The organism is Ralstonia chuxiongensis (assembly GCF_024158925.1).
In the GTDB taxonomy this organism is placed as follows: Bacteria; Pseudomonadota; Gammaproteobacteria; order Burkholderiales; family Burkholderiaceae; genus Ralstonia; species Ralstonia chuxiongensis.
Genome location: NZ_JAMYWC010000001.1, coordinates 729,375 through 743,106 on the forward strand (window position 1 = coordinate 729,375; position 13,732 = coordinate 743,106).

General features: G+C 65.9%; 9 protein-coding genes. 5 read left to right on the forward strand and 4 right to left on the reverse strand.

Features of this window, described 5'->3' with window-relative positions:
- Positions 1 to 198: 198 nt before the first annotated feature.
- The gene (locus NKG59_RS03190) at positions 199 to 2,526 is read left to right on the forward strand and encodes a TonB-dependent siderophore receptor (protein WP_253535200.1); all 2,328 of its coding nucleotides are present in this window, start codon (positions 199 to 201) and stop codon (positions 2,524 to 2,526) included.
- A gap of 90 nt (positions 2,527 to 2,616) precedes the next feature.
- Here the strand turns inward: NKG59_RS03190 and NKG59_RS03195 are convergent, their stop codons facing one another.
- The gene (locus NKG59_RS03195; protein ID WP_253535202.1) at positions 2,617 to 3,366 is read right to left on the reverse strand and encodes an SDR family oxidoreductase; all 750 of its coding nucleotides are present in this window, start codon (positions 3,364 to 3,366) and stop codon (positions 2,617 to 2,619) included.
- Positions 3,367 to 3,478: 112 nt separating this feature from the next.
- On the opposite strand from NKG59_RS03195, the gene NKG59_RS03200 reads away from it, so the two are divergent.
- The 3 genes from NKG59_RS03200 (at position 3,479) to NKG59_RS03210 (ending at position 6,931) form a co-directional block, all read left to right on the forward strand.
- Entirely contained in the window at positions 3,479 to 4,405 is a 927-nt protein-coding gene (locus NKG59_RS03200; protein ID WP_253535204.1) for a LysR family transcriptional regulator, read from the forward strand.
- A 209-nt stretch (positions 4,406 to 4,614) separates the two neighbouring features.
- Positions 4,615 to 5,130, forward strand: coding sequence for a sunset domain-containing protein (locus NKG59_RS03205; protein ID WP_253535206.1), 516 nt, complete (start codon positions 4,615 to 4,617; stop codon positions 5,128 to 5,130).
- A gap of 79 nt (positions 5,131 to 5,209) precedes the next feature.
- Positions 5,210 to 6,931 (forward strand): SulP family inorganic anion transporter, encoded by a 1,722-nt coding sequence (locus NKG59_RS03210; RefSeq protein WP_253535208.1) that lies wholly within the window; start codon positions 5,210 to 5,212, stop codon positions 6,929 to 6,931.
- Between the two features lie 78 nt (positions 6,932 to 7,009).
- Here NKG59_RS03210 and NKG59_RS03215 read toward each other — a convergent pair whose 3' ends face one another.
- From NKG59_RS03215 to NKG59_RS03225, 3 genes are all read right to left on the reverse strand, one after another.
- Positions 7,010 to 8,770: a virulence factor gene (locus tag NKG59_RS03215; protein ID WP_253535210.1), complete on the reverse strand. Its 1,761-nt coding sequence runs from the start codon at positions 8,768 to 8,770 to the stop codon at positions 7,010 to 7,012.
- Positions 8,767 to 11,400: a bifunctional lysylphosphatidylglycerol flippase/synthetase MprF gene (mprF, locus tag NKG59_RS03220; RefSeq protein WP_253535212.1), complete on the reverse strand. Its 2,634-nt coding sequence runs from the start codon at positions 11,398 to 11,400 to the stop codon at positions 8,767 to 8,769. The genes NKG59_RS03215 and mprF overlap by 4 nt, the downstream gene beginning before the upstream one ends.
- 284 nt (positions 11,401 to 11,684) lie before the next feature.
- A complete protein-coding gene (locus NKG59_RS03225; RefSeq protein ID WP_253535214.1) occupies positions 11,685 to 11,879 on the reverse strand; it encodes a hypothetical protein in 195 nt (64 codons plus the stop codon).
- A gap of 291 nt (positions 11,880 to 12,170) precedes the next feature.
- On the opposite strand from NKG59_RS03225, the gene NKG59_RS03230 reads away from it, so the two are divergent.
- The gene (locus NKG59_RS03230; RefSeq protein ID WP_253535216.1) at positions 12,171 to 13,688 is read left to right on the forward strand and encodes a sensor domain-containing diguanylate cyclase; all 1,518 of its coding nucleotides are present in this window, start codon (positions 12,171 to 12,173) and stop codon (positions 13,686 to 13,688) included.
- The last annotated feature ends 44 nt before the right edge of the window (positions 13,689 to 13,732 follow it).

Here is a 13,732-nt window from a genome sequence, read left to right on the forward strand (position 1 = left end):
GTGATGAAGGGGCAGTACACACGGGAAATTCGCTCACCAAGAGGGATGTGCGCAGGGGCTCACGCTAGGCAGCGGCGCGGTGTTTTTCAGAGCCGCTATCGAGACGGAGCCGCGCCCGCCAGGGTGCCCGCTGATCCCACTGCCTGATCGCTGTTCAGGATGTGCCCGAAGTGCCGCTGCGCCGCGTGCATCAGCACCATGCGGTCGTTTAAAGCCTTCGCATGCGCTGCGGCGCAGGCCTGCCTGCCGCCGCGCACGGGCCGCACATCGCGCGGGGTGCGGCTGCTCGGTCTTGCCGCGCTGTTCGCTGTGCAGTGCGCCCACGCCGCATCACAAGACACATGGGATTTCTCCATTGAGCGAGCGCCCTTGGAGCGCGTGTTGATGGAAATCGCTCGCGTGAGCGGACAGCCCATGTCGTTTCCCTCCGGTCTTGCGAAAGACCTGTTCGCGGGTCCGGTTCGCGGCACCATGTCGGCCCAGCAGGCGGCGGAGCAGGCCCTAAAAAACAGCGGGCTGCAACTGACCACGCTGACCGACAACACGTTGACCATCGTGGATGCACCCGAGGCGCCGCGCGACATCGGGACCCTGCCACCCGCCGAGGTACGCGCAAGGATGGGCAGCGATTTTGCCGCGTTCACAACAGGCTCCATCACGCATATCGAGACGCCCATCACGAGCGTACCCCACGCCGTCAGCACCCTCACAAGAGAGTTGCTCACCAGCCAGAATGCCCCGACGATGGCAGATGCCCTGGCACTTGCCGGTGTCTCGTCAATGTCGCTCGACCCCAGCGCCGCGCCACGGTACGCCACGCGGGGTTTCATGACGGGACAAATCTCCGTCGATGGTCAGCCCGACAAGATGGCTGCGGTGCGACCCATCGAGGCGGTAGAGGATGTTTCGGTGATCAAAGGAACGCTTGCCGACATTGGCGGCGCCCCCACAGCCGTGGGCGGCATCAATGCCAATCTCAGGGCACCCACGGCAGCGCCACAACGAACGGTGGCGGTGGAAATCGGCTCGCACGCCGAGCGCAAAGCCGTGGTGGATCTGGCCGGCCCGATCGGATCGACCGACCTGTCTTACCGGGCGGTGGCGTTGCAGGACACGACGGCCAACAGCGATTCGGGATACGCCGGTCGGCACAAGAGCTACGGGCTTGCAGCGCTCGGCTGGCACGATGCAGCTACGGAAGTCACAGTCGGACTCGAATCCGTCACCAGCCGCCAGCCCATGCCGCCCGCCACGTTTGCATTGAATGGCGCGCCTGTCCGATTGGCCATGCAAAGCCCGCTAGGCAATGCCGACGACAACGTGCAGTCCCGCGCGAGCCGCGCCTATTACAAGGTCTCGCGCAACCTGTCGGACGATTGGTCCTTGCACTCACGCGGCACGTACGAAGCGCTCACCGAACAATCTGCGCTCTGGCATACGGCGCTCGTCGTCAACAACATGGCACCTACGTCGACGCTGAACTTTGGCGACCGCAGCAACAACACCTCGTGGGCCATCTCGAACGAGCTCACGGGCAGCTTCGCGCATGGGCCGTTCCAGCACGTGCTCACATTCGGCTGGGATGAGTTTCAGGAGAGGCAGGACATGGTCTTTGCGGCGACACCTTTTCTGATACCGCAGAATCCGTTTGCACCTGTTCAACTGCCGCCGGCCACGTTCGTGCCGGGCATTCAGGTTTCGCAATCGGTACGGCAGTCGGTGTTTCGCGTGCGCGACCAGGCCGCCATTGGCGAGCATTGGGAGCTATCCGGCGCCCTGTACGTGAACAACTACATCGCCAAACTGCCACTCGCGCAGCTTCAGGGCTCCCCCTGGACACCGTCGCTGGGCGTGCTCTACAAGCTGACGCCGCATACCGCATGGTTTGCCGATTACTCACGCGGTTTCCGTCTCAACACCAGCTACTTCGACCCGTGCCAAGCCTTGTTGCCTGAGCGGAGTCGCCAGCTGGAAACCGGGCTGCGCTGGGCAGATGCCAACCGCGCGCTGACGATGCAGGCGGCGTTGTATCGCATTGACGCGCACCACGTGAGGCTGGTGGATGTGGCGCCCGCCGGCTACGACACACAAATCGCGCACCAAAGCAGCGAAGGACTGGAAGTCTCGATGCAAGGCGCGGTAACCAAAGGCTTGGACACTTCGTTGTGGGTGGCACTGTCTCGTGTATCCGGCACGCTGATCACGGGATACCTGCCGCAAGCGCCATTCCTGAGCGGCGCGGTTTGGACGACGTACACCATGCAGGCGGGCCCATTGAAAGGCGCTGGCGCCGGGATTGGCATCACGGGGCAACGCGGCGCCCCATGCTACGGCGACACCCCGTTTCGCATGCCCGGCTTCGTGCGCGTTGACACCAGTCTCTTCTGGCACCAGAAATCCTGGAGCGTCGATCTCTTCGCGCGCAATCTCTTCAATATTCGGGCGTACGGCAACGCGCAGTCCGGGAACTTCATCCCGGTTCAGCCGGGCCGCACGCTGACACTGCGCGTGACCCACAACTTCTGACGTTGGCCGACCAAGCCGGCAAGGCACCGCGCTTAAGGAAAGCCGCTTAGTGCTCGCCACCAAGTCAGCTGTACCGGCCAACAGACGGGCTCAGAGTTGGCTCATGCCGCCGTCGGCAATGATTTCCGTGCCAACAATGAAGGCCGATTCCGGCGCCGACAGATGCAGCACGGTCGAAGCAATCTCGTCCGGCTGGCCAAAGCGGCCCAGCGGCACCTGACCCTGGATCTGGGCGGCGGTGGCGGCCAGCGTGTCGGCATCCAGCCCGAGCTTGCCGTACAGCGGCGTTGTCACCGGGCCGGGGCTGACCACATTTACGCGGATACCCGAGCCGATCAGCTCACCCGACAGCGTCTTCGCCAGCGAGATCAGCGCAGCCTTGCTCGCCGCATAGACCGACGAATTCGGCATGCCGATGTGCGCGTTGATGGAGCCGTTCAGCACGATCGACGTGCCCTTGTTGAGGATGGGTAGCAGTGCCTGGATCTGAAAGAACGCGCCCTTCACGTTGGCATTGAAGGTGGCGTCCCAAAGCGCCTCGTCCACGTCCGGCACGGCGGCAAACCTGGCCATGCCAGCGTTGATGAACACGGCATCCAGACGCACGCCTGCCTCCTGCAACTGGCGGGTCAGCTCGCGTGCGGCCGCCACGCTGCCGGTTTCATTGCGGATGGCGATGGCGTTGTTGCCGAGCGCGGCGCGCGCCGTTTCCAGCGCTGCGGCATCACGGCCGGTGATGACCACGCGGGCGCCTTCGCGCACAAATGCCTGGGCGGCTGCCAGGCCAATACCGCTGTTGCCGCCAGTGACCAGAACGGTCTTGCCTTCGAAGCGATTCATGATGTCCTCCAGTAGGAAAGTTGAACTTGAACAATCGCGTGACTGCAGTGTGGACGCCGGCAAGCGGTTTGCCATACGATCTGGACGATGAACATGTTCGAAGGAATTGCACATGTTGACGGATGAAGAATTGGCCCTGCTGGAAGCCATCCGGCAGACGGGGAGCCTGTCGCGCGCGGCGGCGCAATTGGGTAAGGCGCCGTCGACCGTGTCGTATGCCGCGCGACAGTTGGAGCAGCGCTTCGACGCCCTGCTGTTTGATCGGCGCCGCTACCGGCTGCAACTCACGCGCGCCGGGCAGTTGCTTACAGAAGAAGCCGCACGGCTGGCGCAGGATGTGTCGCGCGTGACGCAGCGCGTGCGGCAGGTGGCCAACGGCTGGGAAGACCGCCTTTGGATCGTGACGGACGAGCTGCTGGAGTTCGAATCGCTCATGCCCGTGATGCACGCGTTCGATGCGCTGCAATCGGGCGTGGCGCTGCGCGTGACGCACGAGGTGCTGGCCGGCACATGGGAGGCGCTGCGCGACGGCCGCGCCGATCTCGTCATCGGGGCGACGAACGAGCCGCCGTCCATCCCGAACCTCGGGTGGTTCGAACTGGGCGTGGTGGAGTGGGTGTTTGCCGTGTCGCCCCGGCATCCGCTGGCAGCCATCGAGGCGCCACTCACGCGCGAGGAAATTGCCCGGCATCGGGCCGTCGTGGTGGCCGATTCCGCGCGCACCACGGCCGGCCGCGCCTACGGCATGCTCAGCGGGCAACCGACGCTGGCCGTGCCCAGCATGCGCGCCAAGACGCTTGCCCAGCGCGACGGCCTGGGCGTCGGCTGGCTGCCGAGGCACCGCGTGGCCTCCCTGCTTGCGCGCGGCGAGCTGGTGGAAAAGCGCACCACCGATCCGCGCGAGCCGAACCTGCTCTACGTCGGCTGGCGCAGCGGCGATGGCGACGGTGAAGGCCGCGCACTCCAATGGTGGCTCGAACAACTACGGCAGCCCCGCCTGGCCAAGCGGCTGGTCCAGGGTATCGACGCATTCGCCTGAAACTTCACCGGGCCACGTGATCTTGCCTATGCTGGGATGGCGCCGGCGCCGCATCGCCCGTCGGCGCAACACAAGCGACGCCGACTGTTGCGGAATGATCAACGTTGCAGCGTTTGTCTTCTGACAAACCCTCGGGTGGGTCAACGCGCGCCGTCGGCCAGCGTTAATCGGTCACGCACGTATCTCCGTGCCTCGTTGAGGGTCTCGTTATGAAACTGTCTGCGTTGATGTTTTCGATGGGTGCGCTGGTGATGGGCTCGGCGTTTGCGCAGGGCACCGCCGCGCCCGCCACCGCACCGGCAGCGGCCCCGGCGGCCGTCCACGCGGTCTGCAAGGATGGCACGCCGTATAGCGGCGCGACGCTCAAGGGCGCTTGCCGCGGCCATGGTGGGGTCGACAAGAAGGCCAGCGCAGGCGGTGCACCTGCTGCTCCGGCTCCCGCCAAACCTGCCGCAGCCGCTCCCGCTGCGCCTGCCGCCGCTCCGGCCCCGGCACCTGCAGCCAAGCCCGCTGCCGCAGCGCCTGCCAAACCAGCCGCGGCCGCTACAGGCACCGTTGCCCCCGGCGGCGGCCCCGACAAGGTTTGGGCCAATGCCAGCACCAAGGTCTACCACTGCCCGGGCGATCGCTATTACGGCAAGACCAAGCAGGGCGAATACATGACCGAAGCCGACGCCAAGGCTGCCGGCATGCGCCCCAGCCGCAACAAGGCCTGTACCAAGTAAGACACGCCCGAAGCAAACCCGCACGCCGCGGCCCACCCGGGCCGCGGCGTCGTCCATTTCAGCCTGATCACCGCATCGCATGCCCCCCAGCAACGAACATCCCGCCGCCGCACTGCAACACCCAGAGGGCTTCGCCCCGCTGGATGCGCCGCCACAGCCACCACAGCAGCGCGTGGTGCGCGACGTGATCGCCGGGTTCTCGATTGCGGGCCTGTTGCTGCCCGAAGCCGTTGCCTACGCAGGCATCGCCAGCCTGCCGCCGCAAGCCGGGCTAATCGCATTGCTGTGCGGCCTGGTGGTCTATTCATTGGTCGGCACGAGCCGCTTCGCCATTGTCTCGGCCACGTCGTCATCCGCCGCCGTGCTGTTTGCGACGGTGCTATCGGAACCTAGCGGTAACGGGGCGACGGCGCTCACGATGGCGGCGGCGCTCATCATCGCGACGGGGGTGCTGTTCATCCTGGCGGGTGCGGCACGCCTGGGCGGCATGTCGGATTTCATCGCGCGGCCGGTGCTGCGCGGTTTCACGTTCGGGCTGGCGTTGACGATTGCCGTCAAGCAGTTGCCCAAGATCCTCGACGTGACGGTGCGCCACAGCGACACGCCGCGCATCGCGCTCGACCTCATCACCAGTGCAGCCAGTGCCAACCCGTACAGCACGACATTGGGAGCCGTCGCACTCGCGCTGCTCTTCGGCCTTGGGCGCTGGGGGCGCATTCCGGCCACGCTGGTCGTCATCGTGCTGGCCATCGCGGCCGGCTACTGGGTCGACTGGCACAGCTACGGCATTGCCGTGGTCGGCCATATCGACCTGCAGAACATCAGTTTCGGCGTGCCTGCGCTGAACCGGGTGCAATGGATGGAAAGCGCTGAACTGGGCTTTGCGCTCATGCTGATCCTCTATGCCGAGTCCTACGGCTCGATCCGCAACTTCGCGCTCAAGCACGGAGATGGCATCTCCGCCAACCGTGACCTCGTCGCGCTGGGCTGCGCGAATCTGCTCTCGGGCCTGCTGCACGGCATGCCCGTCGGCGCAGGGTATTCAGCCACGTCCGCCAACGAAGCCGCGGGCGCGCAATCCCGTCTAGCCGGGCTGTGTGCAGCAGCCGTGGTGGCGCTGATCGTGTGGTTGTTCCTGCCGCAGCTCGCACGGATTCCCGAGCCGGTGCTGGCGGCCATCGTGATCTTTGCGGTGAGCCATTCGTTACATCCGGCCGTGTTCAAGCCCTACTGGGCCTGGCGCCGCGATCGGCTGGTGGTGATTGCCGCGTTGCTGGCCGTGCTGGTGCTGGGCGTGCTGCATGGGCTGCTGGCTGCGATTGGCGTGAGCCTGCTGCTGACTCTGCGCCAGCTCTCGGAGCCCAACGTGAGCGTGCTGGGGCGCCTGCGCGAAAGCCACGATTTTGTCGATGTGTCTCTGCACCCGGAAGCCAAAGCCGTCCCTGGCGTGTTGATCGTCCGGCCAGAAGTGCCGCTGTTTTTCGCCAACACCGAACGCGTGCTCGGCACGGTGCGCGCGATGCTGCAACAGCCGCACGAACCTGCGGTGCGCACCGTCATGATCAGCCTGGAAGAAACACCGGACGTGGATGGCTCGGCCATCGAGGCGCTGCGCATCTTTGCCGCCGAATGTGCGGCGCGCGGCCTGCAACTGATGCTGGTGCGGCTCAAGCCGCGCGCGCTGACAGTCTTGCAGCGTGCCACCGACAACACGCTGCGCGCCGAGATGCTGCATGAGCTGAGCGTGGATGAGTGCGTGCAGTCGCTGGCCGCGACTGACGGCACACCGGCGCCGGCCTAGCGCGACACCGCCACCGCATTCCATACACGCCAGTCTTCCGGGGGCTGCGAGACGCTCGCCAGCCCCGGCGTTGGCGGATTAGCGCGGGACTTTGCCCGCTGCACGCGCGCCTTCAAGAATGATGCGCGCCAGCTTGGCGTAATCGCCATCAAAGTGATGGCCGCCAGGCAGCTTCACAAGCTGCACCTGCTTCGGGTCCAGGCCTGGGCAGTTAGTGTCCTTCTCTTCCTTGCCGTAGATGCACATGCCCAGGCCCGCCGGCAGCTTCTGCACCTCGGGCAGGATCGGCAGGCCAGACGCGCTGCTCGACACCCAGTTGGTCATGTGGAACTCAAAATCGGCGCGCTTGCCCAGGCCCATCATCACGGCCAGCGCAACATGCTCGCGCGACGCCGCCGGCAACCGGTTGACGATGAAGGGCAGCACGTCTGCGCCCTGCGAATAGCCGATCAGCAACGCCTTCTGTTTCTTCCAGCGCGCGGCGTAAAAGCGCACGAGCCGATCCATATCGGCGGCGGCAGAGGCCGGCGTGCGCGGCGTCCAGAAGTAGCGCAGCGAATCGATGCCGACCACGGGCACGCCCGACTTGGACAGCGCAGCCGCGACCTCCTTGTCGAGCCCGGCCCAACCGCCGTCACCCGAGAGCAGCACGGCAAACAACTCGGACGATGTACCGGGCTGCGCGGGCACTTCGATGATCGGCAAGTCCGACACCGCAGCGGGCGGCGGCGGGGGCGGCGGTTTGCGTTGGGCAACAAGCTTGGCGAACGCCATCTTGAACGGCTCGCTGGCTGTCACGGGCGGTGCATTGGCAGCCGACGCGGTGGCAGGCAACGTCACCGATTGCGCCCCCGAAATCGTATCGATGAAGGCTTGCGTGGCACGCGCTTCGCACAGCGGACCGGAGCGGCGCGCAAACGACGTGGGCATGGCCGATTGCAGCGCCACCCATGGCGCAGACAACTTCGTGGCGGGCAGCAGCACCACACCGGCGTTCTCGGGCGGCTTGACGCGCTTGGCCGTGGTGCGGCTCTCGCTCATGCGGCGGCTGAAGTGCACGCCCTCGCCCTTGCACAGCGGCTTGCGCAGTTCCAGCACGGGGCAGAATTCCATCGACATGGCCGCGGCAAAGATATTCGGGCGCGCCTGGGCAATCATGGCGTAGGCCAGCGCACCGCCTTCGTTGTCGCCAACGAGGATGGGCGGGTAGTAGCCCGGCACTTTCTCGTAGGCCTGCAGGAAGCGGCTGAAGTTTTCGAGGTCACCGTCCGGGAAGGCGCAATCGCCCAGGTCGGCCTCCAGGCTCGCAAACAGCGCAGGCGTCGACAGACCTGCCACCAAGGCGCCCTGCTGCGCGAGGCTCTCTGCCATGCGCGATGCGGCGGGCGTCCAGCCCAGGTCACCCGAGAGCATCAGCACGACGGAGCGGATTTCACCCTTGGGCTTGTAGACCGGCACATCGCGAAAGCGCCCGTGCGTGACGAACTCGACGGCACCGGGCGCCACCGCAGGCGTAGCAGGCGACACCACGGGCAGCGACAGCACGCCGCCATTGGTGGCCTTGTTGGCGGTGACGGCCGCAGCGCTCATCTGCAGGCGAGGCGGCATGTCGCCGCGCGGCGGCGCAGCCACAACGCCGCTGGCGCCCGTCATGCCGACGGGCGGCACCAGCACCGGACCCTGCGCAGGCGTGGGCTTGGCCCCTGGAGCATCAGCAGCGATGGCCCAGGACGTTGCCAGCACCATGCCGACCGCACTCAAATACCCAGCCCAACGCAAGCCTTTGCGTAGCACTCCCCGATGCCGCGCCTCTTGCGTGCGCGGTGCTTGCCAACTCATTTGGAGATCACTCCCTTCAAGCCGCCGCCGATCAGCGCGGCGACGTCCGTCAACGTGAACAGCGGCGCAATACCGCCACGTGCGAGCAGGTAGCGGGCTTCCCACACCGGCTCGAACTTGTCTTTGAAATTGCGCAGCCCTCTGAAATTGTAGAAGCGCGCGCCATGTCGGAACATCATCCGTCCGAAGCGGTGCCAGCGCGGCGCAAGCTGATGCTCAACCATGCCGGACATCGGCGCCATCCCCAGCCCGAAACGCTGATACCCCTGCGCCTGGAAGTAGAGGATGACCTTGCCGAACAGGAAATCCATCGTGCCCGGCGGCACGTCGCTGCGATAGCGCATCAGGTCGACACTCGCCTCGATGCGCAGCACGTCTGGGCACATCAGCGTGGCAAACGCCAGGATGACGCCCTCGCGGCGCACCACGGCGACGGGCTGGCTGCAGATGTAACGGTCGTCAAACGCGCCCAGCGAGAAGCCCTTCTCGCGCGCGTTCTGATTGCGTAGCCATTCATCGGAGATGGCGCGCAATTCGTCCAGCACGGTGGGCACATCTTCCGTCGGCACGATCTCGAACGACAGCCCTTCGCGCTCGCCGCGCGTGACGCCGTGGCGCAGGTTGGCGCGGCGCGAGCCCTTCAGGCTGAACTCGGGCAGCGACACATACGCCTCTTCGCCCAGCTTGTAGGCGCGCAGCCCCGCATCGAGATACAGCGACAGCGTCTGCGGACGCGTCTTGTAGAACGCGGCGCGGCCGCCATGCGCATCGGCCATTTCGATAAAGCGCCAGATCAGCTCGGGCCATTCCTGCTGCGCGCCCACGGGGTCGGACAGCGCCACCCACGAGCGCCCCTGCTTGGCATACATGATGAACGCGTTGCCGGACGGCGAAAACAGCAGGCTCTTGTCGCCCATCAGCGCGAGCGTGGCGTCGGCGGCGGGCTGCTTGCGGATGATCTCAGCCGCGCGGGCGAGTTCTTCGTCGCTCGGGAACGTGGTGACACCGGGCTCCTTGCGAAAGAGCTGGCGCATGCCGAACCCGAGCCCGGTCACGGCCACCGCCATCAGCGCGCGGATGGAGCGCGGCGCATCGCCGTCGAACGTGAATTGCCACCAGAGCTGGTTGGCGTAAGCGACCTCGCGGTAGGCGAAGAAGAGAATCCACACGCACGCCGCAAACACGCAAAGCATGGCGAGCAGCCACCCCGCCTCCAGCCGTTGCGAGAACAGCGACGACGGCCGATCAAACTGCCGGCGCGAGATGACGAGCAGCACCGCCAGCGTCACCAGCACGGCCATCTCCGACACGGCAATGCCCTTGGGCAGTGCCAGCACGCCGGTGAGCAGCGACAGCACCAACGCAGCCCACCACGCGGCGTCCAGCCGGTGCAGCAGCCCGCGCGCGACAAACAGCATGATGAGCCCCGCCACGCTGCCGATCATGTGCGAGGCTTCCACCACGAACAGCGGCACATGCATGCGCAGGAGGTCTTCGGCTTCGTCCGTGGCGGGAGTGACGCCCGAGACGAGCAGCATCACGCCTGCCACCATCGTCAGCGCGGCCAACAGCCCCGGCGACAGCTTGACCGCTGCGCGGGCGAACGGCGCCCCGGCACCGGAGCGCAACTCGAACACGCCGAGCATGGCGGCGGCCACGACCAGCGGCAGCAGGAAATAGATGACGCGGTAGAACAACAGCGCAGCAAGCACCTCGGCCGGCGGCGCCTGGCCGCTGCAGCCCAGCAGGATCACGGCCTCGAACACGCCTAGACCGCCCGGGCTCTGGCTCAGCACGCCCAGCGTGACCGCCAGCGCGTAGAACGCCACAAACGTGGGCAGATCGACGGCGCCTGCCGGCATCAGCACCCACAGCGCCGCCGCAGCCGCACTCATGTCCGCCGCTGAAATCGCGAACTGACGCGCGGCCAATCCTGGCGGCGGCAGGCGGATCTCCCAGCGGCCGAACAGCGTCACGTGGCGCTGTCGCATGCACAGCACCAACAACGCCACGACGCCGGCCAGCACCAACAACGCCACGACTTCAAGCAACGCCGCAGGCAAATGCGCAATGGCTGCGATGTGCGGGGCGCCCCACAACAGCCCGACCGCCCCAAAGGCCGTGGTGGACACGCCCAGCGCGCCCGCATCAAAGGCCACCGCCTCTGTCACGCGCGCAGGATCAAGCCCGGCCGCCGTGTACAAGCGCGTGCGCACCGCCCCGGCCGTCAGCGAACCGAGGCCGACGGTGTTGCCCAGCGCATAGGCAATGAACGAGGTGGTCGCCACCGTAGTGGGCGCCACATGCGCGCCCGCATAGCGCAGGCCGGACGCGTCGTAACCGGTCAGGGCGACGTAACTGAGCGCCGTGGCCAGCATGGCCAGCATCAGGTGCGAGCGCGGCGTGGCCTGCAGCGCGGCGACCATGTCGGCGTAGTGCACATGGTCGAGCAGCGCATACAGGCTGTCGAACACCAGCGCGCCAAGCACGAGCACCACACCGATCACGATCCAGCCGGCGAGGCCAAAGCCGGAGTCAGAGGGCGCGGGCGTGGCGGGCGCGTCAGGCGCGGTGCGGGCCGAGGATCGGCGTGATGTTGGACTGGCGTCGTTGGACGCGGCGTCAGGCATGGTGAAAAACGAAATCCTGCTGGCTTGGTGGAGTGCCGGGTCAAGGCGATATGCGAATCCAGGCACGCAAAGGCGGGAGAGCGCGGCAAGCCAAACCGCCCAAGCCCACGCTCGGCACGGTGTCGACGTCTTGATTGGACCCTGACCTACCGGCACGGGCTTGTCGCGCGCGCGGGTTTTCTCTCGCCCCGCGCTTCAGACGGCGCATGTGCTGGATTCGCACGTTGTTTGCGGCCTACGTAATACGGCTGAAGCGGCCGATGCGTTGACACACGGTCTGCATTTTACGGTTTGGGCGCACTCCCCGGGGCCTTTGGCGGCACATCGGGCTTGCCGGCATCGACGGAAACCGGGTCGCTGGCAGGAAAGGTTTCCTCGATGCCCTCGTCGAGCAGGGCTTCCTCGTGTGTATCGGCCACGGGCGGATGCGGGTTGGCGGGCGCCGGAGTGGGTGAGGCGCGATCGTCTGGCTCTGGCATGGCGTTCTCCAAGGATGCTTACCCAGAATAGGCAAAGCTGGCCTGACACGATTGCACGGAGGTGCGATGGGCATATGTCGGGCGGGCAGCGTGCCCGGCGCCACGGATGCGGCACTCAGCCTATGCCCAGCAAGCCGTACACCTGCGCCCACAAAAACGTTGCACAAACGGACTGAATCGGTACTAGCAAACGTTTTCTTTCCAGAAAACGTCTTAGATAGTATTGCGTAGAAAGGTGGGGTCCGGTACACAATTGAGGCTGTCGTTTTCAATATTTTCACAATTCTGCGCATGCCTTTAGAGCGCGTCACGAGTGCATTCCTGCGGCGGCCTTCCCTGCTGATCATCGGCGCGTCGGTGCTGTCGCTGGCGCTGGCCGCGCTCACCGCGCTCTCGCTCTGGGAAATGCGCACGGACGCGCTGGCCCGCGCGCGCGATGCCGCCGACAACCTGTCGCTGATCCTGCAACGCGACATTGCCCGCAACATCGAGGTGTACGACCTGTCGCTGCAGGCCGTGATCGACGGCGTGCGCGAGCCCGCCATGGTGGCGTTACCGCCCGCCGTACGTCAGCTCGTGCTGTTCGACCGGTCGACCAACGCGCAGGACCTGGGCTCCCTGCTAGTGACCGACAAGGTCGGCGACGTGGTCCTCGATTCCCGTTCTGTACCGCCGCGGCATATTCACCTGGGCGATCGCGACTACTTCCAGGTGCATCGGGGCTCCGCAAATGTCGGGCTGTACATCAGCGAGCCCTTTACGCCGCGCGTGACCTGCCTGGACACGTCGCTCGGCCTCAGCCGGCGGCTGAACGGCCCGCATGGCGAATTCAACGGCATCGTGGTCGGCACGCTGCGCCTGAACTACTTCCGTCGACTGTTCGATGGCATCAACCTCGGCCCCCATGCGACCGTCACGCTGATACGCACGGACGGCACGCTGCTGATGCGGCGACCGTACAGCGAAAAGCTCATCGGTCGCAGCCTGGCCGATGCCGTTGCCTTCCAGAAGCGCCTGCTCACGCCGCAAGGCTCGTACGTAGACGTCGCCAGCCTCGACGGCATCGAGCGCCTGTTCAGCTTCCGCCATATCGGCGACCACCCGCTGATTGTCACCGTCGGGCTGGCCACCGAAGACATCTACGCAGAATGGCGGCAGCGCGCATGGGTGATCAGCGGCATCGTGCTGATGCTTGACGCGGTATTCATGGTGCTGTCGTTCCTCCTTGCGCAGCAACTGTGCAAGCGGCTCGAGATGGAGCAGCAATTGCACCTGCTGGCCAATACCGACAGCCTGACCGGGCTCGGCACGCGCCGCGCGCTGGACTCTGCACTGGATGTGGAATGGCGCCGTGCCAATCGCCATCACACCCCGATATCAGTGCTGATGATCGACGTGGACGACTTCAAACCCTACAACGACAAGTATGGCCATGCCGCGGGCGATACCGCGCTGCGCACGGTGGCTCGCTGCATCAACGACAGCATCAAGCGCCCCGGCGATTTTGCCGGCCGCTATGGCGGCGAAGAGTTCTGCGCCGTGCTGCCCAATACAGACCTCAGTGGCGCCTTGCGCGTGGCCGAGAGCATCCGCACCGCCGTGCTACGCGCAGACGAACCCAACGCGGGAAGCGCGTACGGCAAGCTGACGGTCAGCGTCGGGGTGGCTTCCCACTCGGGCATCGCGGCGGCCGACGATACCGTTCAAGACCTGATCCACCTGGCCGACGGGCGCCTGTATGAAGCCAAGGCCGCGGGCCGCAACGTGGTCATCCCCAGACAGGAGCGGCCGAAGTTGGCAGTCGTTTAGGCCAGCCCCCCGTCTGGCACCCCACTTTGGGGGCATGCCATCAT